Origin of the sequence: Pseudomonas koreensis, from assembly GCF_036668835.1 — a bacterium.
In the GTDB taxonomy this organism is placed as follows: Bacteria; Pseudomonadota; Gammaproteobacteria; order Pseudomonadales; family Pseudomonadaceae; genus Aquipseudomonas; species Aquipseudomonas koreensis_I.
Map to the genome: position 1 here is coordinate 134,469 of NZ_JAZEVW010000008.1, position 26,324 is coordinate 160,792.

At 59.3% G+C, this 26,324-nt stretch carries 20 protein-coding genes; 11 read left to right on the plus strand and 9 right to left on the minus strand.

Annotation, left to right across the window (positions count from 1 at the left end):
• Positions 1 to 2: 2 nt before the first annotated feature.
• The 3 genes from V6F91_RS21400 to kdgD form a co-directional block, all read right to left on the minus strand.
• On the minus strand, positions 3 to 1,367 hold the full coding sequence (locus tag V6F91_RS21400) for an MFS transporter (RefSeq protein ID WP_332767930.1): 1,365 nt from the start codon (positions 1,365 to 1,367) through the stop codon (positions 3 to 5).
• Between the two features lie 148 nt (positions 1,368 to 1,515).
• Entirely contained in the window at positions 1,516 to 2,961 is a 1,446-nt protein-coding gene (locus V6F91_RS21405; protein WP_332767932.1) for an aldehyde dehydrogenase family protein, read from the minus strand.
• Between the two features lie 71 nt (positions 2,962 to 3,032).
• Positions 3,033 to 3,944 carry a 5-dehydro-4-deoxyglucarate dehydratase gene (kdgD, locus tag V6F91_RS21410; RefSeq protein WP_332767934.1) on the minus strand — a complete coding sequence of 304 codons (912 nt, stop codon included), beginning with the start codon at positions 3,942 to 3,944 and terminating at the stop codon, positions 3,033 to 3,035.
• Between the two features lie 297 nt (positions 3,945 to 4,241).
• On the opposite strand from kdgD, the gene V6F91_RS21415 reads away from it, so the two are divergent.
• Complete coding sequence (locus tag V6F91_RS21415; RefSeq protein ID WP_332767936.1) at positions 4,242 to 4,622, plus strand: hypothetical protein; 381 nt, start codon at positions 4,242 to 4,244, stop codon at positions 4,620 to 4,622.
• A 3-nt stretch (positions 4,623 to 4,625) separates the two neighbouring features.
• Here V6F91_RS21415 and V6F91_RS21420 read toward each other — a convergent pair whose 3' ends face one another.
• The 4 genes from V6F91_RS21420 to V6F91_RS21435 all read right to left on the minus strand — a co-directional run bounded on the left by V6F91_RS21420 (position 4,626) and on the right by V6F91_RS21435 (position 9,206).
• A complete protein-coding gene (locus V6F91_RS21420) occupies positions 4,626 to 5,375 on the minus strand; it encodes a FadR/GntR family transcriptional regulator (protein WP_332767938.1) in 750 nt (249 codons plus the stop codon).
• Positions 5,376 to 5,565: 190 nt separating this feature from the next.
• Positions 5,566 to 7,293, minus strand: a complete 1,728-nt coding sequence (locus V6F91_RS21425; protein ID WP_332767940.1) for an ABC transporter ATP-binding protein/permease — start codon at positions 7,291 to 7,293, stop codon at positions 5,566 to 5,568.
• Positions 7,294 to 7,389: 96 nt separating this feature from the next.
• Complete coding sequence (locus tag V6F91_RS21430) at positions 7,390 to 7,950, minus strand: response regulator transcription factor (RefSeq protein WP_003221630.1); 561 nt, start codon at positions 7,948 to 7,950, stop codon at positions 7,390 to 7,392.
• Entirely contained in the window at positions 7,947 to 9,206 is a 1,260-nt protein-coding gene (locus tag V6F91_RS21435) for an ATP-binding protein (protein WP_332767943.1), read from the minus strand. Before V6F91_RS21435 ends, V6F91_RS21430 begins: the two co-directional genes overlap by 4 nt.
• Before the next feature lie 258 nt (positions 9,207 to 9,464).
• Here V6F91_RS21435 and V6F91_RS21440 point away from each other — a divergent pair, with 258 nt between their 5' ends.
• From V6F91_RS21440 to V6F91_RS21485, 10 genes are all read left to right on the plus strand, one after another.
• Positions 9,465 to 10,181: an SIMPL domain-containing protein gene (locus tag V6F91_RS21440; RefSeq protein WP_332767944.1), complete on the plus strand. Its 717-nt coding sequence runs from the start codon at positions 9,465 to 9,467 to the stop codon at positions 10,179 to 10,181.
• A gap of 1,016 nt (positions 10,182 to 11,197) precedes the next feature.
• Positions 11,198 to 12,799 carry an ABC transporter substrate-binding protein gene (locus tag V6F91_RS21445; RefSeq protein WP_332767946.1) on the plus strand — a complete coding sequence of 534 codons (1,602 nt, stop codon included), beginning with the start codon at positions 11,198 to 11,200 and terminating at the stop codon, positions 12,797 to 12,799.
• A gap of 260 nt (positions 12,800 to 13,059) precedes the next feature.
• Complete coding sequence (locus tag V6F91_RS21450) at positions 13,060 to 14,685, plus strand: ABC transporter substrate-binding protein (protein ID WP_090281748.1); 1,626 nt, start codon at positions 13,060 to 13,062, stop codon at positions 14,683 to 14,685.
• Positions 14,686 to 14,984: 299 nt separating this feature from the next.
• Positions 14,985 to 16,583 (plus strand): ABC transporter substrate-binding protein, encoded by a 1,599-nt coding sequence (locus V6F91_RS21455; RefSeq protein ID WP_332767949.1) that lies wholly within the window; start codon positions 14,985 to 14,987, stop codon positions 16,581 to 16,583.
• A gap of 176 nt (positions 16,584 to 16,759) precedes the next feature.
• Positions 16,760 to 18,175 carry an OprD family porin gene (locus tag V6F91_RS21460; protein WP_332767950.1) on the plus strand — a complete coding sequence of 472 codons (1,416 nt, stop codon included), beginning with the start codon at positions 16,760 to 16,762 and terminating at the stop codon, positions 18,173 to 18,175.
• Between the two features lie 77 nt (positions 18,176 to 18,252).
• Positions 18,253 to 19,848 (plus strand): ABC transporter substrate-binding protein, encoded by a 1,596-nt coding sequence (locus V6F91_RS21465; protein ID WP_332767951.1) that lies wholly within the window; start codon positions 18,253 to 18,255, stop codon positions 19,846 to 19,848.
• 73 nt (positions 19,849 to 19,921) lie between these two features.
• The gene (locus V6F91_RS21470) at positions 19,922 to 20,932 is read left to right on the plus strand and encodes an ABC transporter permease subunit (RefSeq protein WP_016771720.1); all 1,011 of its coding nucleotides are present in this window, start codon (positions 19,922 to 19,924) and stop codon (positions 20,930 to 20,932) included.
• A 10-nt stretch (positions 20,933 to 20,942) separates the two neighbouring features.
• Entirely contained in the window at positions 20,943 to 21,869 is a 927-nt protein-coding gene (locus tag V6F91_RS21475) for an ABC transporter permease subunit (protein WP_208938760.1), read from the plus strand.
• 10 nt (positions 21,870 to 21,879) lie between these two features.
• Positions 21,880 to 22,848, plus strand: coding sequence for an ABC transporter ATP-binding protein (locus V6F91_RS21480; protein WP_186533649.1), 969 nt, complete (start codon positions 21,880 to 21,882; stop codon positions 22,846 to 22,848).
• Positions 22,848 to 23,828 carry a peptide ABC transporter ATP-binding protein gene (locus tag V6F91_RS21485; RefSeq protein WP_332767956.1) on the plus strand — a complete coding sequence of 327 codons (981 nt, stop codon included), beginning with the start codon at positions 22,848 to 22,850 and terminating at the stop codon, positions 23,826 to 23,828. Before V6F91_RS21480 ends, V6F91_RS21485 begins: the two co-directional genes overlap by 1 nt.
• A gap of 126 nt (positions 23,829 to 23,954) precedes the next feature.
• Here the strand turns inward: V6F91_RS21485 and V6F91_RS21490 are convergent, their stop codons facing one another.
• Both V6F91_RS21490 and V6F91_RS21495 read right to left on the minus strand, forming a co-directional pair.
• A complete protein-coding gene (locus V6F91_RS21490) occupies positions 23,955 to 24,218 on the minus strand; it encodes a hypothetical protein (RefSeq protein ID WP_332767958.1) in 264 nt (87 codons plus the stop codon).
• Between the two features lie 159 nt (positions 24,219 to 24,377).
• On the minus strand, positions 24,378 to 25,559 hold the full coding sequence (locus V6F91_RS21495) for an MFS transporter (protein ID WP_332767960.1): 1,182 nt from the start codon (positions 25,557 to 25,559) through the stop codon (positions 24,378 to 24,380).
• Positions 25,560 to 26,324: the final 765 nt, after the last annotated feature.

Consider the following 26,324-nt stretch of genomic DNA (forward strand, 5'->3'; position numbering starts at 1 on the left):
CCTCAGGAATGCGCTTGAGACAAATTGCCGGTGGCTTCATTACCGCCCTTGGTTGGCGGCTCTTTCAAAACCACACGCTTGATCGGGCCGACGATCACCAGATAGCTGAACACCGCGACCAGTGCGTTGGCACCCACAAACACCAGCGCCCATTTGAACGAACCGGTAGAGCTGATGATGTAACCAATCACGATCGGTGTGGTGATCGAAGCGATATTGCCAAAGGTGTTGAACAGGCCGCCACTCAAACCGGCGATCTGCTTGGGCGAAGTGTCGGACACCACCGCCCAGCCCAGTGCGCCCACGCCTTTGCCGAAGAATGCCAAGGCCATGAAGCCGACGACCATCCATTCCACGTCAACATAGTTGCACGCCACGATGCTGCTCGACACCAGCAGACCGGCGATGATCGGCGTCTTGCGAGCGAAGGTCAGCGAATGGCCCTTGCGCAGCAGGTAATCGGAAATCACCCCGCCGAGCACGCCACCGATGAAGCCGCAGATTGCCGGCAACGACGCAATGAAACCGGCCTTGAGAATGGTCATGCCACGCTCTTGCACCAGGTACACCGGGAACCAGGTCAGGAAGAAATAAGTGATGCCGTTGATGCAGTACTGGCCCAGATACACGCCGAGCATCATGCGGTTGGTCAGCAACTGACGGATGTAATCCCACTTCGGCCCATCGGCTTTTTTGCCTTTGTTCTGGTCCATGTCGACCATGCCGCCGTTTTCCGCGATGAAGTTGACTTCGGCGTCATTGGCCATCGGATGTTGACGCGGGCTGTGGATAACCTTCAACCAGACCAGCGAGAAGATGATGCCGAGGATACCCATGACGATGAACACGTGCTCCCAGCCGAAGCGGTAGACGATCCAGCCCATCAGCGGCGCGAACAACACGGTAGCGAAGTACTGCGCCGAGTTGAAGATCGCCGAAGCGGTGCCGCGTTCAGCGGTCGGGAACCACGCGGCAACAATGCGCGCGTTGCCAGGGAACGATGGCGCTTCGGCCAGGCCCACGAGGAAACGCAGCATGAACAGCGCAACAACGGCGGTGGACATGCCGAACTCACCGACAAAGCCTTGCAGCACGGTGAACAGCGACCAGGTGAAAATGCTCAGCGCATAGACTTTTTTCGAGCCGAAGCGATCGAGCAGCCAGCCACCGGGAATTTGCCCGGCCACGTAGGCCCAACCGAATGCGGAGAAGATGTAGCCGAGGGTGACTGCGTCGATGCCCAGATCCTTTTGCAGGCTGGAGCCGGCAATGGCGATCGTGGCACGGTCGGCGTAGTTGATCGTGGTCACCAGAAACAGCATGAGCAAGATCAAATAGCGGACGTGAGTCGGCTTGGACGATTGCATGTAGATGTACTCCCACTGATTATTTTTATGCGGGGTGAAGCTTCTTTGGTCGTGCTTTTGTGGGAGCTGGCCTGCCAGCGATGGCATCACTGCGGTGTTTCAGTCACACCGCGGTGATGCTATCGCTTGCAGGCCAGCTCCTACAGGGTCAGGAGCCGATGTAACTGGTCTTCACGACCGTGTAGAACTCTTGCGCGTAGCGACCCTGTTCGCGCGAGCCGTAGGACGAACCTTTACGGCCACCGAACGGTACGTGGTAATCCACGCCAGCGGTCGGCAGGTTGACCATCACCATCCCGGCCTGGGAGTGGCGCTTGAAGTGGTTGGCGTACTTCAGCGACGTGGTCGCGATACCGGCCGACAAGCCGAATTCGGTGTCGTTGGCCATCGCCAGCGCGGCTTCGTAATCGGCCACGCGAACGATGTTGGCCACCGGGCCGAAAATTTCTTCGCGGCTGATGCGCATCGACGCTTCGCTGTCGGCAAACAGGGTTGGCGCGAGGAAGTAGCCTTCGGTGTCGCACGTCACTACGCCACCGCCGCTGACCAGACGTGCACCTTCGGACTGGCCGATGTCGATGTACTTCATGTCCTGTTCGAGCTGCGCCTGGGAGACCACCGGACCGATGTCGGTGCCGGCTTTCAGCGCGTGGCCGACCTTGATCGACTTCATGCGCTCGGCCATGGCCTCGACGAATTTATCGTGGATGCCGGCAGTCACGATCAGACGGCTCGACGCCGTGCAACGTTGACCGGTGGAATAGAACGCGCTCTGCACCGACAGCTCGACCGCTTGCTTGAGGTCGGCGTCGTCGAGAATGATCTGCGGGTTCTTGCCGCCCATTTCCAGCTGCACCTTGGCCTGGCGCGCAACGCAGTTGACGGCGATCTGGCGACCAACGCCCACCGAACCGGTGAAGCTGATGCCGTCGACCTTCGGGCTCTGCACCAGGGCATCGCCAACCACGCGGCCGCTGCCCATCACCAGGTTGAACACGCCGGCCGGGAAGCCGGCGCGGGAGATGATTTCTGCCAGCGCCCATGCGCAGCCCGGTACCAGATCGGCAGGCTTGAGCACCACGCAGTTGCCGTAGGCCAGGGCCGGGGCGATTTTCCAGGCAGGAATGGCGATCGGGAAGTTCCACGGGGTGATCAGACCGACCACGCCCAGCGCTTCGCGAGTGACTTCAACGTTGACGCCCGGACGCACCGACGGCACGTAGTCGCCGGATAGACGCAGGCATTCACCGGCAAAGAACTTGAAAATGTTACCGGCGCGGGTCACTTCGCCGATCGCTTCAGGCAGGGTCTTGCCTTCTTCACGGGCCAGCAGCGTGCCAAGCTCTTCGCGACGGGCGAGGATTTCGGTGCCGACCTTGTCCAGCGAATCGTGACGGGCCTGAATACCCGAAGTGGAATACGCCGGGAATGCCGCGCGAGCGGCGTCGATGGCGGCGTTGACCTGATTCAGGTCAGCCTTGGCGTAGTCGCCGATGGTGTCGCTCAATTCAGACGGGTTGATGTTGGCCGAGTAATCGGCACCGGCGACCCATTCGCCATTGATGTAGTTGTCGTAGCGTTTTGCAGTTGTCACAGGGCAGCCCTCAACTCTAAAAGCCTTTACGCAAAAAGCCGCTGATTGCTCAGCGGCCTCGCTTTTCTCGTTTATTGCGCGCCTTGCTTATCGATCAGCGCGGCGAGCATTTCGTACTCTTCGCCGGTCAGGTCGGTCAGCGGCGCACGCACCGGACCTGCGTCATAGCCGGCGATTTTTGCACCTGCCTTGACGATGCTCACGGCGTAACCGGCCTTGCGGTTGCGGATGTCCAGGTACGGCAGGAAGAAGTCGTCGATGATCTTGCCAACGGTGGCGTGATCTTCGCGAGCGATCGCGTGGTAGAAGTCCATCGCGGTTTTCGGGATGAAGTTGAACACCGCCGAGGAGTAAACCGGCACGCCCAACGCCTTGTAGGCAGCGGCGTAGACTTCAGCGGTCGGCAGACCACCCAGGTAGCTGAAGCGATCACCGAGGCGGCGACGGATCGACACCATCAACTCGATATCGCCCAGGCCATCTTTGTAACCGATCAGGTTCGGGCAGCGCTCGGCCAGACGTTCCAGCAGCGAAGCGTTCAGGCGGCAAACGTTGCGGTTGTAGACGACCACGCCGATGTTTACCGATTTGCACACGGCTTCAACGTGAGCGGCAACGCCGTCCTGGCTCGCTTCGGTCAGGTAGTGCGGCAGCAGCAACAGACCTTTGGCGCCCAGACGCTCGGCTTCCTGAGCGTATTCGATGGCTTGGCGGGTCGAACCACCGACGCCGGCGAGGATCGGCACGCTGGTGGCGCAAGTGTCGACCGCAGTCTTGATGATTTCCGAGTATTCGCTGGCGGCCAGGGAGAAAAACTCACCGGTGCCGCCGGCAGCGAACAGAGCCGAAGCGCCATACGGAGCCAGCCATTCCAGGCGTTTGATGTAGCCCGCGCGGTTGAAATCGCCTTGCGCGTTGAAATCGGTCACCGGGAAAGACAGCAGGCCGGCAGAGAGGATGGACTTCAGTTCTTGTGGATTCATTATTCGAACACCCTGGTAGCAACGTTTTATTGTGAGTGGACCGTTCAGCCTTGGCCGAAGTTGTAGGTCATCGTACAACTTAAAAGATAACCGTCAACTGCATTTCATCGTTGGCAGCGATTTTTTGTCGGACAAGATCGGCTATGGCTTTGGAAAAAATCGCTGCGAGGCCCGTCTTTGCGGCTTCCGCTCACGGAAATATCTGGTCTGGATTCGTTTAATTATTGAAGGGCGGGCGGCTTGTAAAGTAGGTCGACTGCCACGAAGGATCGTGGCGGACCACTCAAGGAAGCCATTATGTCGATGCATTTTGCCGCCCCCACCCTCCCCCACCCAGCTTCCGCGCAGGACGACTGCGTCACGCTTCAGCTCTCGCAATTGCCGGACACCCTCACCGCGCAAGTTCCGGACTCCAGCGATTTCGCCGCGAACTGGACCGTCTACGCGATCCTCGGCAGCGATGGTGAAGAACCTGAATGGGAGGGAGACGAAGTGGACACCGGCGCCTGGGATGATGCCGAGGATGAAATGGAAAAACTGTTCGACATCGAGGTTCAGCTGCCGAAAGAAGCGCTGCAGCCGTACCTGGGCCGTGAGGTGGAGTTGCGCTACAAATTTCGTGATGAGTCGAGTATGGAGCCGTATTCGCAGGCGTTGACGTTGCGAATAGAGGCGTAATACTCAGCCTCGCTGCGCCTGCGCCTCTTCATGAGCCTGGCGCAGTCTTTCGCGGCTGTTGGTCAAGTGCAACCTCATCGCCGCACGTGCAGCATCGGAGTCCTGACGGGCAATCGCGTCGTAGATTTCTTCGTGCTCGCGGCTCAGTCGGCCCATGTAGTGCTGCTGATCATCATGGGCCAGGCGCGCCGAATTCAACCGGGTACGCGGAATGATGCTGGTGCCCAGGTGAGTCATGATGTCGGTGAAATAGCGGTTGCCGGTGGACAAGGCGATTTCCAGGTGGAAAGCGAAGTCTGACGACACCGCGTCGCTTGCATGCGAGGCGCTTTCGTTCAACGCATCGAGGGCGGCGCGCATGGTTGCCAGTTGCTCGGGGCTGCGGCGTTGCGCGGCGAGGCCGGCGGATTCGACTTCGAGGCTGATGCGTAATTCGAGAATCGCCAGGACGTCACGCAGGGTGACGACGGTTGCCGGGTCGATACGGAAACCACTCGGGCTCGGCGTGTCGAGCACGAAGGTGCCGATGCCATGGCGGGTTTCCACCTGACCTGCGGCCTGCAGACGGGAAATCGCTTCGCGCACCACGGTGCGGCTGACGCCATGGGCTTCCATGATCGCCGACTCGGTGGGCAACTTGTCACCACGTTTGAGCAGACCATCGCGGATCTGCTCGCTCAGCACCGTCACCAGTTCCTGAGCCAGACTGCGGCGCTTGCGCGGGAGGCGCGGGGTGTCCATCAGCTTTTCCATGGTCTGCATCTTGTCTCGAAAGTTCGGCTTGCGGCCATCATAGCTCAAGCGGGTTGTACGATCACTTTCCGTTCCACACAAATCCTGTGGGAGCTGGCTTGCCAGCGATGAGGCCATATCAGGCAACATAGATGTCGTCTGTTGCGCCGCCATCGCTGGCAAGCCAGCTCCCACAGAGGTATTGCACTAGTCAGGCAGTCACGGGTTGCTCCACTAAATGGCCGCTATCGATCCGCACATGCCGCGGGTGGAAGCGCTTCAGGCTGCTGCGATGGCCGACGCTGACGATACTCAACCCCGGAATCTGATCGATCAGCGCCTGGTACAGCGTCGCTTCGTCTTCCTCGTCCATCGCCGAAGTAGCCTCGTCCATGTATAGCCATTGCGGTGCATAAAGAAGCGCGCGGGCGAAGGCCAGGCGCTGCTGTTCGCCCGGCGACAGCATGCGCTGCCAGTGATTGGCTTCATCCAGCCGCCCGACCAGGTGGGGCAGACGGCAGGTTTCCAATACCTGTGCATAACGCTCCGGAGCGTAGGTGTCGCCCGGTTGTGGATAACTCAACGCTTCACGCAATGTGCCAATGGGCAGATAAGGCTTCTGCGGCAGGAACAGATAGCGCGCCGCCGGCAACCGAATATTGCCGTGCCCCGCCGGCCACAAATGCCCCATCGCCCGCAGCAGTGTGGATTTGCCGCTGCCGGAACGGCCGCTTAGCATCACTCGCTCACCTGGTTCCACGGTCATGTCGGCGTTGGTCAACAGATGACGACCATCGGCCAGATCCAGGCCGAGGTTATGCACCTGCAATTCGCGCCCCTGGTTCTGCACGTCGATGGCGGGTACCCGCTCCTCATTGTTGCTCATCGCATTGCGGAAACTCAGCAGACGATCACAGGTGGCGCGCCACTCGGCCAGATCCTGATAAGCGCTGATGAACCAACTGAAGTTCTCCTGCACATTGCCGAACGCCGAGTTGATTTGCATCAGCTCCCCCAACTCGATCTTGCCGCTGAAATACCGTGGCGCCGCCACAATGAACGGGAAAATGATCGCGATCTGCCCATAGCCCGAAGTAAAGAACGTCAGGCGCTTGGACACGCGCATGATGTCCCAGAAATTATGCCAGACCAGCCCGAAGCGATTGCTCAAGCGCCGGTTTTCATTCGGCTCGCCGTTGTACAAAGCGATGCTTTCAGCATTTTCGCGCACCCGCACCATCGAGAAACGCAAGTCGGCTTCGAAACGCTGCTGGTTGTTGTTCAAGCCGATCAGGCGTCGGCCGATCAGATGCGTCAGCCAACTACCGACCGCCGCGTAGACCAATGCACACCAGAACATGTAGCCGGGAACAGTGAAACCGAACACCTCAATGCTGCCGGAAACGCCCCACAGGATGATCGAGAACGACACCAGACTGACGACCGTGCGGATCAATCCCAAGCCAAGGGCCAGCGTGGTCGCGGTGAATTTATTAAGGTCTTCGGAGATTCGCTGGTCAGGGTTATCGGTGTAACCGCCCTGCTCCAGCTGGTAGTAATTCTTGTGTTCAAGCCAACGGGCGAAGTGCTTTTCGGTCAGCCACGCCCGCCAGCGAATGGTCAGCATCTGCGTCAGATACTGACGATAAACCGCAGCGAGAATCGCCACAGCGGCAATACCGCAGAAGTACAGGATCAACTGCCAGAACGCTGCTTCATCCTTTTTCTGCAGGGCGTTATAGAAATCCTTGTACCAACTGTTCAGCCACACCGCGATCCATACGCTGAACAACGTCAGCGCAATCACGGCAATCAGCAACGTCCAGGCCTTGCCCTTCTCTTCGCTGCGCCAGTAAGGCGTGGTCATTGCCCACACCTTGCGAAAAAACTGCCCGCGCACAGCATCGTTGACCGCGGAATATTCAGCGTTCTGATTCATGGATAAGGCTCAATAAAGATAAGAACAGACACGCGCCGATCATAGATGATCGGCGCGATTTATCGCGAGGGCTGGCGATAGTCGTTCAGCGCAGGTTCAGCGACGAACCGGACGCTTCTGCAGTTTGCGCTGCAGGGTGCGGCGATGCATGCCCAAGGCGCGGGCAGTGGCGGAGATGTTGCCTTCATGTTCGGTGAGCACGCGCTGGATGTGCTCCCACTGCAGGCGGTCGACCGACATCGGGTTTTCCGGCACCAGACTGTCGAGGTCAGCGTGCTCGGACAGCAACGCAGCCAGCACGTCGTCGGCGTCGGCCGGTTTGCACAGGTAGTTGCAGGCACCGCGCTTGATCGCCTCGACCGCAGTGGCAATGCTCGAATAACCGGTGAGGATCACCACGCGCATTTCCGGGTCCAGTTCCAGCAGCTTGGGCAGCAGCACCAGACCGGAGTCACCGTCCATTTTCAGGTCGAGCGCGGCGTAATCCGGAAGATCGGCCTGAGCGATGGTCAGGCCTTCTTCGGCGGAACCGGCGGTGCTGACGCGAAAGCCGCGGCGAGCCATGGCACGCGCCATCACGCGGGTGAAGGTCGCGTCGTCATCGACCAGCAGCAAATGCGGCAGTTCTTCGCCTTCGACTTGGATTTCGTCACTCATGTTAGGTCTCCTCGGGCGCCGTGCGGCAGGCGCAGCTCGGTGAGCGTGCCGCCTTCCTCATGACTATAGAGTTTCACTGAGCCGCCGGCGCGTGTCACGCTGGCCTTGCTCAAAAACAGGCCCAGGCCGAAACCTTTGCCCTTGGTGGTAAAAAACGGTTTGCCGATCTGCTCGGCGATGGCCAGCGGCACACCGGCGCCGTGGTCGCGAATGCTAATGGTCAGGGTTTCCGCATCCCAGTCCAGCGTAACCTGAAGATTTTCCGGGCAGGCGTCGGCTGCATTGTTCAGCAGATTCAGTAAGGCCTGGGTCAGATCCGGCGGCGGCGCCATGCGCGGCACGCTGCCCTGGCCCAGACGCTGGAAGCGATAACTGGCCTCCGGACGCATCAAATGCCAGCGGTTCAACGCTTCGTCGAGCCAGTCGGTAACGTCCTGCATCTCCACCGCCAGACGCCGGTTGGCCTCGGCGGCACGGACCAGTTGCTGCAAGGTTTCCTTGCATAACTTGACCTGATCCTGCAGCACCTTCAGATCGTCCTGCAACATCGGGTCGGGATGGTCCTGCTGCATTTCCTTGAGCAAAACACTCATGGTCGCCAGCGGCGTGCCGAGCTCATGGGCGGCGCCCGCGGCCTGAGTGGCGACGGCGAGCAATTGTTGATCGCGCAAACCTTCTTCACGGCGAATCGCCCGCAGCTCTTCCTGACGGCGCAACTCTTCAGCCATGCGCGCCGCGAAAAAGGTAATCACCGCCGCCGCCAGCGCAAAGCTCAGCCACATGCCGTAGATCTGCAGATTCTCACGGGCCACCGGCAAGGTTTCCAGCGGATAGAAACGCGTCAGCATCACCGTGTACAGCGCCAGCGCAATGCCCGACAGGATTACCGAATAGCGCCACGGTAGTGTCACCGCGGCGATGGTCAGCGGCACCAGATAATAGGAAACGAACGGGTTGGTCGAACCGCCGGAGAAATACAGCAGCGCACTGTGGATCACCAGATCGCACGCCAGTTGCAGCGCATATTCAAGCTCGGTCACCGGCCACGAAGTGCGCAGACGCACAGCGGTGAACACGCAGAGCAGAATCGAACAGCCGAGGGTCATTGCCAGTTGCACCCACGGCAACGGCAATAGCTCCAGCCAGTAGGCCAGGCCCACGGAGCCGGCCTGCGCGGCGAGCACCAGGGTGCGAATGAACGTCAGTCGCCAGAGATTCTGGCGCGTGGCGGAAGTCAGTTGTACGGGGGCGAGCATGAGCTCTCCTGATGAGCGCTCCAGGCGGATCGCACGGAGTATAACCAAGGCACGGGCGTGAGAGGCGAAAGTGCGGCAAACGACCACAGGAAGGCAGCTGCAAGTTGCAAGCTTCAAGCGGCAAGCAAGATCAAAAGCGCCGCAGTTCTTGCTCTTGCTTTTACTTGCAGCTTGAAGCTTGCAACTTGCAGCTGCTTTATAGAGTCTGATGGTTCACGCAGGCTCGAACCAACACCTGCGCCCCCTCAAGGAGCTTTCATGCACACATTTCGCCGCAGCGCCGCCCTTCTCGCCCTGACCGTCGGCAGCATCGCCAGCCTTCCGGCCCTCGCTGCCGATGAGCTGCATTACAACCAGATTTCCCTGCGCGCCGAAGTCAGCCAGGAAGTGGCCCGCGATCAGATGATCGTGACGCTCTACACCGAAGACCAGAACACCGACCCGGCCAAACTCGCCGCCGCCATCAGCACCACGATGAACAAGGCAACGGCCCAGGCCAAGCAAGTCAAGGACATCACCTTGCGCACGGGCAGCCGCAACAGCTACCCGATCTACGACACCAAGGGCCAGAAAATCACCGGCTGGCGCGAACGCGCCGAACTGCGCCTGGAAAGCACCGACTTCGCCGCCCTGTCGAAACTCACCGGCGAATTGCTCACCGACCTGAAAATGGGCGGCATGGACTTCGCCATCGCCGACCCGACCCGCAAGTCCAGCGAAGACCAGTTGCTCAAAGAAGCCGTCAGCGCCTTTAAGGCCCGCGCCCAACTGGCCACCGACGCCCTGGGTGGCAAAGGTTACAAAATCGTCAACCTGAACCTCAACAGCAACGGTTATCCACAACCGTACCTGCGCGCCCCGATGATGATGAAAGCCGCCGCCATGGATTCAGCACCGGTAACACCAGAAGTCGAAGCCGGCACCAGTCAGGTCAGCATGACCGCCGATGGCTCGATTGAAGTGTTGATGCAGTGACGTGAGTTGAATGAAAAACCGCCGATCAGTGAATGATCGGCGGTTTTTTTGTGCCTGGGATTTGCTGTGGATAAACCACCGTCTTCGCGAGCAAGCTCGCTCCCACAATTTGAAATGCATTCCACCTGTGGGAGCGAGCCTGCTCGCGAAGAACGATGACGCGGGCTCAAGCGTGAGGATCAACCCGATCCAGAAGACATTGCGACAGCTGATGAGCCGGCCGCAACGATGGTCTTACTGGTGCCGGTTTCAAGCTCAGCGGGTTCTCACACCCGATCACTGAACATTCAGCGACAACCCGAGACTAGAGAGCGGAAGTCCGACGGACAACCTGGAAACCTTGCGGGAAGGTTCTGGTTATCTGACACAAATTTAAACAGCCAAAAGCCAACCCTCACCCTAGCCCTCTCCCGGAGGGAGAGGGGACTGACCGGGGTGAATGTGAGAGCTACGCTGACGTGAAATATCGAGTCGAACGCTAATTTCGAATCCAACCAAAATCGGCTCCCTCTCCAGGGGGAGAGGGCTGGGGTGAGGGGCGAACCCACCACAAACCCCAAGCCGAACAACCGCTTCTCACCACTCAACAATGAGCGTTAGCTCGAGTGCCCTTGATCTTGATCTTGCCTAACCGGCGACATCGGAAGGCTGAGTGGAGGGACCGATCCGGGCGTGGGAGCGCAGCGACCGTCTGGCGCAGCCAGACACAGCGCAAGGAGGTGCAGCGCAGCAAACCGTAGCCGCTGCGCCCGGATCGATCCCGGAGCGAAGGAACCCGAGCTTGCGAGGGCCGTACGTAGGAGCAAGCGTTTTTTGCTTACTTTTTTAGGCGCTTGTAAAAAAGTAAGTCGCCGTCAGGCGAAACCGCCAGCCGCAGCACCCGAAGCAAAGGACATACCCGCAAACCAAGCCGCTATATACCGAGACAGACACCCCAACACAAAAAACGATATTTCCGAAGCCCCCCAAATCCCCGCTACCCTGAAACCATAACCAGCAAATTCCCCGGGGACTCCATGCCAAGATTCACCCTCAAACCACTACTGATCACCCTCGCATTAACGGCCATAGCCCCGATCACACACGCCGCCACGACCCTGGTCTACTGCTCCGAAGCCAGCCCCGCCGGGTTCGACCCCAGCCAATACACCAGCGGCACTGATTTTGACGCCTCCGCCGAAACCGTCTTCAACCGTCTCACCCAATTCCAGCGCGGCGGCACCGACATCGAACCCGGCCTTGCGACAAAATGGGACATCTCCAGCGACGGCCTGCAATACACCTTTCATCTGCGCCAAGGCGTGAAATTCCACAGCACCGACTACTTCACCCCGACCCGCGACTTCAACGCCGACGACGTCCTGTTCACCTTCCAGCGCCTGCTCGACCCGGACAACGCCTTCCGCAAGGCCTACCCCGCCGAGTCACCGTACTTCACCGACATGGGCCTGAACACCACCATCAAATCGGTGGAAAAACTCGACGACCACAGCGTCCGCTTCAATCTCAACAATGTCGACGCCGCCTTCGTGCAGAACCTCGCCATGAGTTTCGCCTCGGTGCAATCGGCCGAATACGCCGCGCAGCTATTGAAGGAAGGCAAAGCCGCCGACCTCAATCAGAAGCCCATCGGCACCGGCCCGTTCGTGTTCAAGCGCTACCAGAAGGATTCGCAGATCCGCTACGTCGCCAACAAGGCCTACTGGAAACCTGAAGACGTGAAGATCGATAACCTGATCTTCTCGATCACCCCGGACGCTGCCGTACGCCTGCAAAAACTCAAGGCCGGTGAATGCCACGTCAGCGGCTACCCGCGCCCGGCCGATATCGATGTCATGGAAAAAGACCCGAACCTGCGCGTGCTGAAACAGGCCGGATTCAACCTCGGTTTCCTCGCCTACAACACCACTCATCCACCGTTGGACCAGCTCAAGGTGCGTCAGGCGCTGGACATGGCCATCGATAAACCGGCCATCATCAAGGCCGTTTACCAAAGTGCCGGTCAGTTGGCACAAAACGCCCTGCCGCCGGCGCAATGGTCGTACGACCCGAACATCAAGGACGCGCCATATGACCCGGAAAAAGCCCGGGTGCTACTGAAAGAAGCAGGGGTTGCGCCGGGTACAACCATCAACCTCTGGGCGATGACAGTGCAGCGCGCATCGAACCCGAATGCACGTATGTCGGCACAAATGATCCAGCAGGACTGGGCGAAAATCGGCATCAAGGTCAACATCGTCAGCTATGAATGGGGCGAGTACATCAAACGCGCGAAAAATGGCGAGCACGACGCGATGATCTACGGCTGGACCGGCGACAACGGCGACCCGGACAACTGGCTCGGCGTGCTCTACAGCTGCGCCGCTGTGAAGGGCAGCAACTACGCCAAATGGTGTGATCCGGCCTATGACAAGCTCGTTCAGCAAGCCAAAGTTGCTAGCGATAAAGCGCAACGGATAAAGCTGTATCAACAGGCGCAACTGATCCTTAAACAACAAGTGCCGATCACGCCGATTGCCAACTCCACGGTGTTCCAGCCGCTGCGCAAGGAAGTCACTGATTTGCGCATCAGCCCGTTCGGTCTCACGCCCTTCTACGGGGTGGGTATAAATAGGTAACACCGAGCCCCAACGCAGCGCGCACAACGTGACCGGCGCACTGTTTTGGGGCTCGTTTTGCACCGTAAAAACCACCCGCAAACGGTCAAATGCGTCAGAAGTTATACGGATGCGACATTAAGGTACGTTCGTGCCACGCTTTGACGCCGCCGACCGCTCTGGATCTTGCATTGGGTATGGCCCCTGCATAAGTATCCGCAGGCACGACTCACGAGGTCGTACCTCACTACTAAAAAATGACAACAAATCATGAGGCCAACATGCTTAAACACGCGGTCATTCCGTTTTTAGTCGGCGCAGGCTTGTTAGCCTCCGCACCGTTCGCATCCGCTGCGACTAACCTGGTGTTCTGCTCCGAAGGCAGCCCGGCCGGTTTCGACCCAGGCCAGTACACCACCGGAACCGACTTCGACGCCTCAGCCGAAACCATGTTCAACCGTCTGACCCAGTTCGAGCGCGGCGGCACCGCCGTGATTCCTGGGCTGGCGACCAAGTGGGACATTTCCGATGACGGCCTGACGTACACCTTCCACCTGCGCGAAGGCGTCAAGTTCCACACCACGCCGTACTTCAAGCCGACTCGTGAATTCAACGCCGACGACGTGCTGTTCACTTTCAACCGCATGATCAACAAGGACGACCCTTTCCGTAAGGCGTACCCGACCGAATTCCCGTACTTCACCGATATGGGGATGGACACCAACATCACCAAGATCGATAAAGTCGACGACCACACCGTCAAGTTCACTCTGAAAGAAGTCGATGCCGCGTTCATCCAGAACCTGGCGATGAGCTTCGCTTCCGTGCAGTCCGCCGAATACGCGGCCCAGTTGCTCAAGGATGGCAAAGCCGCCGACATCAATCAGAAGCCGATCGGCACTGGTCCGTTCGTGTTCAAGAGCTACCAGAAAGACTCCAACATCCGTTACACCGGCAACAAGGATTACTGGAAGCCGGAAGACGTGAAGATCGACAACCTGATCTTCGCCATCACCACCGACCCGTCGGTGCGTATCCAGAAGCTGAAAAAGAACGAGTGCCAGGTCACCCTGTTCCCGCGTCCGGCCGACCTCAAGGCGCTGAAAGAAGACAAAGCGCTGAAGATGCCGGATCAGGCCGGTTTCAACCTCGGCTACATCGCCTACAACGTGATGGACAAGGTCAAGGGCAGCAACGAGGCCAACCCGCTGGCTGACCTGCGCGTGCGTCAGGCGCTGGACATGGCGGTGAACAAGCCGCAGATCATCGATTCGGTTTACCAGGGCGCGGGCCAATTGGCCGTCAACGCCATGCCGCCGACCCAGTGGTCCTACGACACCACCATCAAAGACACCAAGTACGACCCTGAGAAAGCCAAACAGCTGCTCAAGGAAGCCGGCGTCAAGGAAGGTACCGAGATCGTGCTGTGGGCGATGCCGGTACAACGTCCTTACAACCCGAACGCCAAGCTGATGGCCGAAATGCTCCAGTCCGACTGGGCCAAGATCGGCTTGAAAGTGAAGATCACCAGCTACGAATGGGGCGAGTACATCAAGCGTTCCAAAGGTGGCGAGAACCAGGCCATGATCATTGGCTGGAGCGGTGACAATGGTGACCCGGACAACTGGCTGAACGTGCTGTTCGGCTGCGACTCGCTCAGCGGCAACAACTTCTCCAAGTGGTGCGACAAGAAGTTCGACGGTCTGGTGAAAGAAGCCAAACGCACGACCGATCAGGGCAAGCGCACTGAACTGTACAAACAGGCGCAACACGTCCTTAAAGATGCAGTCCCGATGACACCTATCGCTCACTCGACGGTGTACCAACCCATGCGCGCCAACGTGCAGGATTTCAAGATCAGCCCATTCGGCTTGAATTCTTTCTACGGCGTCAGCGTCAGCAAATAAGGCATTGCAACGGCGGCGTTTCTGACGTCGCCGTTGCTTTTTCTACCGGGTAAACAGGAAAAGGCCTACACCAAAATCCGTAGTAGATGATTGCTTCGGTATAGGCGCGTCGACTTTTCCTACGAGCATTAAGGCACTTACGTATTTACTGCCAGAAGCACGGTGCCTACCGTCGCGTACTGACCAGTTTCTGCGTGGGCCACCGGTTTGCCGTACGTACGGGTTTGAGCTCAATGTCGCCAAAACGTCTGTGGATGAGACGACGGCACATTGAACACCACTAAAAAAGAGGGAGCGTCATGCGCCATACCTTGAAATTTTCCGCATTGCTGGGCGCCGGTCTGTTGGCTGCGTCGTCCGCCAGTTTCGCCGCACCGAAAAGTCTGGTGTTCTGCTCCGAGGGCAGCCCGGCGGGTTTCGATACCGCGCAATACACGACGGCCACCGATAACGACGCCGCCGAACCGCTGTACAACCGCCTGGTCGAGTTTGAAAAGGGCGCGACCAATGTCGTACCCGGCCTGGCAACCACGTGGGATATTTCCGAGGATGGTCTGAAGTACACCTTTCACCTGCGTGAAGGCGTGAAATTTCATACGACCCCTTACTTCAAGCCAACCCGCGACTTCAACGCCGACGACGTGCTATTCACGTTCAATCGCATGCTCGATGCGCAGCAGCCGTTCCGTAAGGCTTACCCGACCGAGTTTCCATATTTCAACGGGATGAGCCTGAACAAGAACATCGCCAAGGTCGAGAAGACCGGGCCGCTGACCGTGGAGTTCACGCTGAACAGCGTTGACGCCGCGTTCATCCAGAACATCGCCATGAGCTTCGCCGCAATCCTGTCCGCCGAATACGCCGACAAGCTGCTGGCCGAAGGCAAGCCGAGCGACATCAACCAGAAACCGATCGGCACCGGGCCGTTCGTGTTCAAGAGTTATCAGAGAGATTCGAACATCCGTTACACGGGCAATAAACAGTATTGGGACCCGAGCCGGGTCAAGCTCGACAACCTGATCTTCGCGATCAATACCGACGCCTCGGTGCGAGTACAGAAGCTCAAGGCCGGCGAATGCCAGATCACTTTGCATCCGCGCCCCGCCGATGTCGAAGCGCTGAAAGCCGACCCGAAACTGCAACTGATCTCCAAGCCAGGCTTCAACCTCGGCTACATCGCCTACAACGTCCGCCACAAGCCTTTCGACCAGCTCGAAGTGCGCCAGGCGCTGGACATGGCGGTGAATAAACAAGGGATTCTCAACGCTGTTTATCAAGGCGCCGGTCAACTGGCCGTCAACGCCATGCCACCGACCCAATGGTCCTACGACGACACCGTCAAGGACGCCGCCTACAACCCGGAAAAAGCCAAGGAACTGCTCAAGGCTGCCGGCGTGAAAGAAGGCACCGAGATCACCCTGTGGGCCATGCCGGTGCAGCGCCCGTACAACCCGAACGCCAAACTGATGGCCGAGATGCTTCAGGCCGACTGGGCCAAGATCGGCCTGAAAGTGAAGATCGTCAGCTATGAATGGGGCGAGTACATCAAGCGCACCAAGAATGGCGAACACGACGTCAGCCTGATCGGCTGGACCGGCGACAATGGGGACCCGGACAACTGGCTCGGCACCCTGTACAGCTGCGACGCGATTGGCGGCAACAACTACTCCATGTGGTGCGATCCTGCGTACGACAAGCTGATTAAACAAGCCAAGGTCGTTACCGACCGTGAGCAGCGCACCGTGCTTTATAAACAGGCCCAGCAATTGCTTAAACAGCAAGTGCCGATCACGCCAGTCGCCCACTCGACGGTCAACCAGCCGTTAAGCGCCAAGGTCGAGGGCTTCAAAGTCAGCCCGTTCGGTCGCAACGTATTTTCGGGCGTCAGTATCGATTAAACCCACCGATTAGCCGCAACGCTGAGGGGAGCCGTGTACTCCCTTCACGCAAGCGCTTTGCCGAAATTCGCCAATCTGGCCTTTTGCAAACGTTTGCGATGTGTGAACGAGTTCTAAACCAATAACCGGTCTACCAAAAAAAGCCGGGATAAAAAGAAAGTAAAGGAGCTTCACCCATGAAACTGAGCAGCACCGCGATACTGGCCCTGGCCATCAGCAGCATCACCGCCACGGCTTATGCGAAAACCCAAAGCCAGGCGTTCACGCCAGTGACCGTCAACGAAAAGAGCGCCCAGGCCGAAGCCACCGGTTTCCTCGAAGGGCAATCGATCAGCGGTTCGACCCGTAACTGGTACGCCAACGAACAACTCAAGCGCGGCGGCAAGTTCGCTTACCGCAAGAACGGTCAATCCAACGAAACCGACCGTCGCATCAACTGGGTGCAAGGCACGATCATCAAGTACAACTCGGGCTTCACCGAAGGTACGGTCGGTTTCAGCACCGAAGTGGCCGCATACAACGCCATCGCGCTGGAGCGTGACCGCGAAAACCTCGCTGCCAACAATGGTGGCGCACCGGGCACCCGTCCAGGCGCCGGCAACAACCGTACCCTGACCCGCGAAGGCGGCGACGCTGTCGGCCAGTGGAGCAAGCTGGGCCTGGCCAACGTCAAGGCACGCATCTCCAACACCACCCTGACCGCCGGCCGCATGAACTTCAGCAGCCCGCAGGTCGATGTGATCGGCAACCGTCCGCTGCCATCGAGCTTCGAAGGTATCGCGATCCACAGCGAAGAGCTGAACAACCTCGCGTTCGACCTGGCCACCTTCGACCGCGTCTCGCCGCGTACCGAAGAAAGCCTGAGCAAGTTCCGCTCCGAATACGGCGACATCAACGCCGAAGCCGACCACGTCAACACTGCTGGTATCTCGTATCAGCCGTTCGCCAGCCTGACCACCAGCCTCTGGGGCACCCAGGCCGAAGATCTGTGGAACCAGTACTACTTCGGCGCCACCCACGTATTGGGTGACAGCTCGATCCTCAGCCTGACCACCGGCCTGAACTACTACAAGACCGTCGACGAAGGTAAAAAGCTGCTGGGCGACATCGACAACGACACCTATTCGCTGTCGTTCGGCCTGACCCACTTGGCGCATACCCTGACCTTCTCGTATCAGGAAGTGAACGGTAACGAGTACTTCGACTACCTGCACGAAACCAACGGTATCTACCTGGCCAACTCCCTGCTCTCGGACTTCAACGGCCCGAACGAGAAGTCCTTCCAGGTTTCCTACGGCATCAACATGGCCGAATACGGCGTGCCGGGTCTGAAATTCAACATTTACCAGGCGCGTGGCTGGGGCATCGACGGCACCCACTACAAGGGTGGCGGCTATGACGGCGTGCAGGCGATGGACGGCGAGCACCACTATGAATACGGCGTCGGTGCAACCTACGCGGTACAGAGCGGCCCGCTGAAAGCGACGACGATTCGCGGCACTTACACCGCGCACCGCGCCAGCGAAAACCAGGCGGACGGCAGCATCAACGAGTTCCGCCTCGTGACCACGATTCCATTCAACATTCTGTAAAAACGCCGACCGACGGCTGACTCATGATGAGTCGGCCGTTCGGTTTTTTGTCTTCAACCGATTGCAGAGGGTTATCGATGAAAATGCTTCCCCTACGTGCGGCCATTGCGGCTGCGTTGCTGAGTGTCGCTGTCGGCGTCTCGGCCAAACCCTTGGTGGTCTGCACCGAAGCCAGCCCGGAAGGCTTCGATATGGTCCAGTACACGACTGCAGTCACGGCGGATGCTGTGGCCGAAACCATCTTCAACCGCTTGGCCGACTTCAAACCCGGCACCACCGAAGTGATCCCGGCACTCGCCGACTCATGGGACATCAGCGAAGACGGCCTGACCTACACGTTCCACCTGCGCAAAGGCGTCAAGTTTCACACCACCGAATACTTCAAGCCGACTCGCGACATGAACGCCGACGACGTGGTCTGGAGCTTCCAGCGTCAGCTGGACCCGAATCACCCGTGGCACAAACTGTCGAGCGTGGGCTTCCCGTACTTTGAAAGCATGGGCTTCAAGGAACTGCTGAAAAGCGTCGAAAAAGTCGACGACAACACGGTCAAGTTCACCCTGACCCGCCGCGAAGCGCCGTTCCTCGCCGACATCGCGATGGCGTTCTCGTCGATCTACCCGGCCGAATACGCCGATCAGTTGCTCAAGGCCAACAAGACCGGCGATCTGAACAACAAGCCAATCGGCACCGGCCCGTTCATCTTCCAGCGTTACGCCAAGGATGCGCAGGTGCGCTTCAAGGCCAACCCGGACTACTTCCGCGGCAAGCCACCGGCCGATGCGTTAATCCTGGCCATCGCCACCGACAACAACGTGCGCCTGCAGAAGCTCAAGGCCAACGAGTGCCAGATCGCCCTGTATCCGAAACCGGACGACATTCCGAGCATCAAGAAAGACAGCAACCTGAAAGTCGACGAGCTGGACGCGATGACCGTTTCGTACATCGCCATGAACACCCAGCACAAATACATGAGCGACGTGCGGGTACGTAAAGCCATCGATATCGCTTTCGACAAGGAAGCCTACGTCAATGCGCTGTTCGGTAAAGGCAACGCCTCGGTGGCGGTCAACCCGTACCCGCCAACCCTGCTCGGTTACAACCACGACCTGAAGAACCCGCCACGCGACCTCGACGCCGCGCGCAAGCTGCTCAAGGAAGCCGGCGTACCGGAAGGCACCACGTTCACCCTGTTCACCCGTAACGGCGGCGGCCCGACCAACCCCAACCCGATGCTCGGCGCGCAGATGATGCAGGCTGACCTTGCGAAAGTCGGGATCAAGATCGACATCCGCGTGATGGAATGGGGCGAAATGCTCAAGCGCGCCAAGGCCGGCGAGCACGACATGGTGTCGGCCGGATGGGCGGGCGACAACGGCGACCCGGATAACTTCCTGACGCCTATGCTCAGTTGCGAGGCGGCCAAGAACGGCGAAAACTACGCACGCTGGTGCAACGACAAATTCCAGGCACTGCTGGATGAAGCACGGGCTAAAGTTGACCCGGCCGAACGCGCCGCGCTCTACGAACAGGCGCAAGTGCTGTTTAATCAGGACCAGCCATGGATCAGCATGGCCCATACTCGGATGTTCACTGCAATGCGCAAGAATGTAGAGGGCTACCACATCAGCCCTCTCACCACTAATAACTTTGCCACCACCCAGGTGAAGTAGATAAGAAACGCCCGGCGTCCCTGACCTGAGGGACGCCGGACACGCCTAACCGGCTGATGAGGTACCACACAAGATGTTTAGTTTTATTGCCCGCCGACTGGGGTTGTTGATCCCCACGTTTTTCGGCATCACCTTGCTGACTTTCGCGTTGATTCGCATGATTCCGGGCGACCCCGTGGAAGTTATGATGGGCGAACGTCGGGTCGACCCCGAAATGCACGCTCAGGCAATGGAACGCCTAGGTCTGAACAAACCGCTGTACGCCCAATACCTGGACTACATCGGCAAACTGGCTCAAGGCGATCTCGGCGAATCCCTGCGTACGCGTGAGAGCGTCTGGACCGAATTCACCTCCCTCTTCCCGGCGACCCTGGAACTGTCCATGGCCGCCCTGCTGTTCGCCGGCATCCTCGGGCTTCTGGCCGGGGTGATTGCGGCACTCAAACGAGGATCGCTGTTCGACCACGGGGTGATGGGCATCTCCCTCGCGGGCTATTCGATGCCGATCTTCTGGTGGGGCCTGATCCTGATCATGTTCTTCTCGGTGAGCCTGGGCTGGACGCCGGTCTCCGGGCGGATCGACCTGCTGTATGACATCGAACCGAAAACCGGCTTCATGCTGATCGACACGCTGCTGGCCGATGATGTCGGCGCGTTCTTCGATGCGCTGCATCACCTGATTCTGCCGGCCATCGTCCTTGGCACCATTCCGCTGGCGGTGATCGCGCGGATGACCCGTTCGTCGATGCTCGAAGTGCTGCGTGAAGACTACATCCGCACCGCCAAGGCCAAAGGCCTGTCGCCGTCGCGCGTGGTGTTCGTGCACGGTCTGCGCAACGCGCTGATTCCGGTACTCACCGTGGTCGGCCTGCAGGTCGGCACGCTGCTGGCCGGTGCGGTTCTGACCGAAACCATCTTCTCCTGGCCCGGCATTGGCAAATGGCTGATCGAAGCCATCGGCGCCCGGGACTATCCGGTGGTGCAAAACGGCATCCTGTTAATCGCCTGCCTGGTGATTCTGGTCAACTTCGTAGTGGACATCCTCTACGGCTTTGCCAACCCACGCATCCGTCATCAGCGCTGAGGTCAATACCATGAGCACTCCAACATCCTCAGTAGCCACCGCCACGTCCGCCGTGGATCAAAGCCTGCTGTACCCGTCGCCGTACAAAGAATTCTGGCAAGCCTTCGCGAAAAACAAGGGCGCAGTTGCCGGCCTGCTGTTCATGCTGCTGATCATTTTCTGCGCGATCTTCGCGCCGTGGGTCGCACCGCATGACCCGAGCGAGCAATACCGCGACTTCCTGCTGACGCCACCGGCGTGGCTCGAAGGCGGGCAGTTGCAGTTCCTGCTCGGCACCGATGAACTCGGCCGTGACCTGCTCTCGCGCCTGATCCAGGGCTCGCGCCTGTCGCTGCTGATCGGCTTGTCGTCAGTGGTGATGTCGCTGATTCCGGGGATCCTGCTCGGGCTGTTCGCCGGTTTCTTCCCGAAGATGATCGGCCCGACCATCATGCGTCTGATGGACATCATGCTCGCCCTGCCGTCGCTGCTGCTGGCCGTGGCGATCGTCGCCATCCTCGGCCCTGGCCTGATCAACACCGTGATCGCGATTGCTGTGGTTTCGCTGCCGTCCTACGTGCGTCTGACCCGTGCCGCGGTAATGGGCGAACTGAACCGCGACTACGTCACCGCTGCGCGTCTGGCCGGTGCCGGTCTGCCGCGTCTGATGTTCATCACCGTGCTGCCTAACTGCATGGCGCCGCTGATCGTGCAGGCGACCCTGAGCTTTTCTTCGGCGATCCTCGATGCCGCCGCACTGGGCTTCCTCGGCCTCGGCGTGCAACCGCCAACCCCTGAGTGGGGCACCATGCTGGCCTCGGCCCGCGATTACATCGAACGCGCCTGGTGGGTGGTAAGTCTGCCTGGTTTGACCATTTTGCTCAGCGTGCTGGCAATCAACTTGATGGGCGACGGCCTGCGCGATGCGCTGGACCCGAAACTCAAGAACGCCGCCTGAGGAGATTCAAATGTCACTGCTAGAAATCAAGAATCTCAACGTCCGCTTCGGCGACAAGACCGCGACCCCAGTGGTCGACGGCCTCGACCTCAAGGTCGACAAGGGCGAAGTGCTGGCCATCGTTGGCGAGTCGGGTTCGGGTAAATCCGTAACCATGATGGCGCTGATGGGCCTGATCGAGCATCCCGGCATCGTCACCGCCGATTCGCTCAGCTTCGACGGCAAGGACATGCTCAAGCTGAGCAACCGTCAGCGTCGGCAAATCGTTGGCAAAGACCTGTCGATGGTTTTCCAGGACCCGATGACCGCGCTGAACCCGAGCTACACCGTCGGTTTCCAGATCGAAGAAGTGTTGCGCCTGCACCTGAAAATGTCCGGCAAGCAAGCGCGCAAACGTGCCATCGAACTGCTGGAAAAAGTTGAAATTCCGGGCGCCGCCAGCCGTATGGACGCCTACCCGCATCAACTGTCCGGTGGCATGAGCCAGCGCGTCGCGATCGCCATGGCGATTGCCGGCGAGCCGAAACTGCTGATCGCCGACGAACCGACCACGGCGCTCGACGTGACGATTCAGGCGCAGATCATGGATCTGCTGCTGGCGTTGCAGAAAGAACAAAACATGGGCCTGGTGCTGATCACTCACGACCTCGCCGTCGTCGCCGAAACCGCTCAGCGGGTGTGCGTGATGTACGCAGGCCAAGCCGTGGAAGTCGGTCAGGTGCCGCAACTGTTTGACATTCCGGCGCACCCGTACAGCGAAGCGCTGCTCAAGGCGATTCCCGAGCACAGCCTCGGTGCCTCACGCCTGTCGACCCTGCCGGGCATCGTCCCGGGTCGTTACGACCGTCCGCAAGGTTGCCTGCTGTCGCCGCGCTGCCCGTATGTGCAGGACAACTGCCGCGCACAGCGTCCCGGCCTTGACCCGAAAAGCAACAGCCTCGCCCGCTGCTTCTACCCGTTGAACCAGGAGGTGGCGTAATGGCCGTCGTACTTACCGCCCGCGACCTGACCCGTCACTACGAAGTCTCCCGTGGCCTGTTCAAGGGCCATGCGACCGTGCGCGCACTCAACGGCGTATCGTTCGAACTGGAAGCCGGCAAGACTCTCGCCGTGGTGGGCGAATCGGGCTGCGGCAAGTCCACCCTCGCCCGCGCGCTGACGCTGATTGAGGAGCCATCGTCCGGCTCGTTGAAAATCGCCGGCCAGGAAGTTGCAGGCGCCGACAAGGCGCAACGCAAACAACTGCGCAAAGACGTGCAAATGGTTTTCCAAAGCCCTTACGCGTCGCTGAACCCACGGCAGAAAGTCGGTGACCAGCTCGGCGAACCGCTGCTGATCAACACCAATCTTTCCGCTGCTGAACGTCGCGAGAAAGTCCAGGCGATGATGAAGCAGGTCGGTTTGCGTCCCGAGCACTACCAGCGCTATCCGCACATGTTCTCCGGCGGTCAGCGCCAGCGTATCGCGCTCGCCCGGGCGATGATGCTGCAACCAAAAGTGCTGGTGGCGGACGAACCGACTTCGGCGCTGGACGTATCGATTCAGGCTCAGGTGCTGAACCTGTTCATGGACCTGCAGCAGGAGTTCAACACTGCCTACGTGTTCATCTCGCACAACCTCGCGGTGGTGCAGCACGTGGCCGATGACGTAATGGTGATGTACCTCGGCCGCCCGGTGGAACTGGGCCCGAAAAACGACATCTACGAGCGCCCGCTGCACCCTTACACCCAGGCGCTGCTGTCGGCGACCCCGACCATTCACCCGGACCCGAACAAGCCGAAAATCAAGATCGTCGGCGAACTGCCCAACCCGCTGAACCCGCCACCGGGCTGCGCTTTCCACAAGCGCTGCCCGTATGCGACCGAACGTTGCAGCACGGAAGAACCGGCGTTGCGTGAACTGGATAACCGGCAGGTGGCTTGCCACTACGCCGAGCAATTCCTCGACGGCGCGGCGTAAGCAAATCCGCAGAGCGATATAAAACACTGTGGGTCCGCATTTAAAACAGAGTGACGTGTTAACCAAACCCCTTCCACCTCGATTGCGCATCAGTCGAGGCCGAAGGGGTTTTCTTTGGTCGGCGATTTACGTCTGGCTGTCGCCCTCATCATCCGGATCATCGCTGTCCGGTTCATCGGTGGTCGAGTCGTCATCATCGGCGCTGCCGCCCTGATTCATATCCCCCGGCTCCGACTCGGACTTGGCAATCATCAGCCCGCTGTGCCCGACCTGCCCATTAAAGGCCTGCGAATCATGATCCTCGCACTCGGCCCACGCCGTTGCGGTGCCGAGGGACAGCATCACCATTACTTTCAACAACATCAAAACCCGTAGCAATCTGCTTTTCATGGCCGACTCCATCCTGTTGCGCTAAGACATGCTTGCCGGACTGGCTCCGAATGAAATCTAGTTGCGAACCGTCCGGCTCACCACTTAGGACGCAGCCGCGCAGGCATAAATGCCATCGACGGACAGATTGCTTTCGAATAACTGCAATAACCGAAACAGCTAAGCGGCGCGCGTCGCCTGCCAGGTCAGCGGAATCGAGATCAGCACCAGCAGCGCACTCATCAGCCAGACACTGTGCCCTCCATACTCACCATAGAGCTGCCCGCTGAGCACCGGCGACACTAATGCGCTAGCGCTCCAGCTCATGAAGAACAGACCGAAGTACTGACCGCTTTTGCCGCTCTGGGCAAACTGCATCGCCAGTACATTCAGCGGCGGCATGAACAACGCCTCGCCGAGCGTCCAGATGACCGTCGACAGGCACACATAAAACAGCCCGGAACCGAACGGCAACATCCCCAGCCCACAAGCCAGCAGCACACTGCCCGCAAGCATCTGCCAGCGCGCACCCCAGCGTTCGACCGAGTGCGACAGCGGAATCTGCAGCGCAATCACCAGCAACGCATTGAGGCCGAACTGCCAGCCGATGGCCTCGGTGCTGAATTGGTAGTGATCACGCAGATAATTGCCCAGCGTGCTGTAAACGGTATCGAAGGCAATGCCGAGCACGGCGGTCGCCGCCAGCAGCCAGAGGAACGGTTTGTCATGATACGGCGAGCCTGAAGCGGTCTCCAGCGCTCTGTCCTGCTTAACGATTGGCCGCCGCCACGTCGTGCGCACAAACCACAACAACGCCAGCATTGTCATCGCCGCGCTGACAAAAAACACCCAGCGAAAATCCGCCTGCGCCAACACCCCGCCCGCCACCCCGGCAGCCGCCATGCCCAAATTGCGCGCCACCCGACTCAACGCCTGCGCCCGCGAACGCTGCGCAACTTCGCAGTACTCCATGATCAGCCGCTGATGCAGCGTACGAATCGCTCCGTCAATCACACCACTGAGTAACAACAAACCGGCCAGCCACACCACCTGCGTCACCAGCCCCAGCAGCATCAGCACCCACACCGAAACAAAAAACAGCGCCGCCGTCAGCCGCGCCGTGCGCACATGATCACTGAGCCAACCGCCAAGCATCGAACCGACCAGCAATCCCGCGCCATAGGCCGAGAGCAACCAGCCAACGGTTTCAATCGCAAAACCCAACTCCTGACGCAGGTACAACGCCATGAACAGCTTGACCATGGCGCTGAGGCGATTGATGAACAACAGCGCTGCGAGGACCCAGGCCATTGGAGTGAAATAGCCGTTGGGGCGCAGGAGATGGGTCAGTCCTTTGAACATGAAACGTCCGCTGAAGGCGAAAGATCCTTGAACACTAAACCGGATCAAGGGGAATGTCGCGAGGCGAAGGGCTGACGATGTAAAAGCAGAGTCGGGCTACGCTGCTGAAGCAAATTGCTTACAGAAAGTTCGGCATGCCTGACAGTACCTCATTTTCAAGCAGCAGCAAAAAGCACCCTCACCCTAGCCCTCTCCCAAGGGAGAGGGGACTGACCGAGGTGAATGCGAGAGATACGCCGACATGCGATACCGAGTCGAACTCGAGTTTTGATGAAGATCAAAAGCACCCTCACCCTAGCCCTCTCCCGGAGGGAGAGGGGACTGACCGAGGTGAATGCGAGAGCTACGCCGACCTGAAATGCCGTGCCGATCTCAAATGCCAAATCCAACCAAAATCGGCTCCCTCTCCCTCGGGAGAGGGCTGGGGTGAGGGGCGAATCCACCGAAAATCTCAAGCCGTGCGGCGCTTCTAACCACTCAACAATGAGCGTTAGCTCGCGTGCTCTTGATCTTGCCTAACCAGCGACATCGGAAGGCTGAGTGGAGGGATTGATCCGGGCGTGGGAGCGCAGCGACCGTCTGGCGCAGCCAGACACAGCGGACGTAGGTGCAGCGCAGCAAACCGTAGCCGCTGCGCCCGGATCGATCCCGGAGCGAAGGGACCCGAGCCTGCGAGGGCCGTACGTAGGAGCAAAGCCTTTTGGTTCCTTTTTGGCGTCTGAAAAAGGGACTCGCCGTAAGGGCGAAACCGCCAGCCGCACCCCC

Bases quoted from the DNA above. Each gene is read 5' to 3' on its own strand.
- V6F91_RS21495 (WP_332767960.1), bottom strand. From the start codon at position 25,559: ATGTTCAAAGGACTGACCCATCTCCTGCGCCCCAACGGCTATTTCACT.
- V6F91_RS21465 (WP_332767951.1), top strand. From the start codon at position 18,253: ATGAAAATGCTTCCCCTACGTGCGGCCATTGCGGCTGCGTTGCTGAGT.
- V6F91_RS21470 (WP_016771720.1), top strand. From the start codon at position 19,922: ATGTTTAGTTTTATTGCCCGCCGACTGGGGTTGTTGATCCCCACGTTT.
- V6F91_RS21415 (WP_332767936.1), top strand. From the start codon at position 4,242: ATGTCGATGCATTTTGCCGCCCCCACCCTCCCCCACCCAGCTTCCGCG.
- V6F91_RS21400 (WP_332767930.1), bottom strand. From the start codon at position 1,367: ATGCAATCGTCCAAGCCGACTCACGTCCGCTATTTGATCTTGCTCATG.
- V6F91_RS21485 (WP_332767956.1), top strand. From the start codon at position 22,848: ATGGCCGTCGTACTTACCGCCCGCGACCTGACCCGTCACTACGAAGTC.
- V6F91_RS21455 (WP_332767949.1), top strand. From the start codon at position 14,985: ATGCGCCATACCTTGAAATTTTCCGCATTGCTGGGCGCCGGTCTGTTG.
- V6F91_RS21425 (WP_332767940.1), bottom strand. From the start codon at position 7,293: ATGAATCAGAACGCTGAATATTCCGCGGTCAACGATGCTGTGCGCGGG.
- V6F91_RS21420 (WP_332767938.1), bottom strand. From the start codon at position 5,375: ATGGAAAAGCTGATGGACACCCCGCGCCTCCCGCGCAAGCGCCGCAGT.
- V6F91_RS21490 (WP_332767958.1), bottom strand. From the start codon at position 24,218: ATGAAAAGCAGATTGCTACGGGTTTTGATGTTGTTGAAAGTAATGGTG.
- V6F91_RS21435 (WP_332767943.1), bottom strand. From the start codon at position 9,206: ATGCTCGCCCCCGTACAACTGACTTCCGCCACGCGCCAGAATCTCTGG.
- V6F91_RS21450 (WP_090281748.1), top strand. From the start codon at position 13,060: ATGCTTAAACACGCGGTCATTCCGTTTTTAGTCGGCGCAGGCTTGTTA.
- V6F91_RS21475 (WP_208938760.1), top strand. From the start codon at position 20,943: ATGAGCACTCCAACATCCTCAGTAGCCACCGCCACGTCCGCCGTGGAT.
- V6F91_RS21460 (WP_332767950.1), top strand. From the start codon at position 16,760: ATGAAACTGAGCAGCACCGCGATACTGGCCCTGGCCATCAGCAGCATC.
- V6F91_RS21480 (WP_186533649.1), top strand. From the start codon at position 21,880: ATGTCACTGCTAGAAATCAAGAATCTCAACGTCCGCTTCGGCGACAAG.
- kdgD (WP_332767934.1), bottom strand. From the start codon at position 3,944: ATGAATCCACAAGAACTGAAGTCCATCCTCTCTGCCGGCCTGCTGTCT.
- V6F91_RS21445 (WP_332767946.1), top strand. From the start codon at position 11,198: ATGCCAAGATTCACCCTCAAACCACTACTGATCACCCTCGCATTAACG.
- V6F91_RS21430 (WP_003221630.1), bottom strand. From the start codon at position 7,950: ATGAGTGACGAAATCCAAGTCGAAGGCGAAGAACTGCCGCATTTGCTG.
- V6F91_RS21440 (WP_332767944.1), top strand. From the start codon at position 9,465: ATGCACACATTTCGCCGCAGCGCCGCCCTTCTCGCCCTGACCGTCGGC.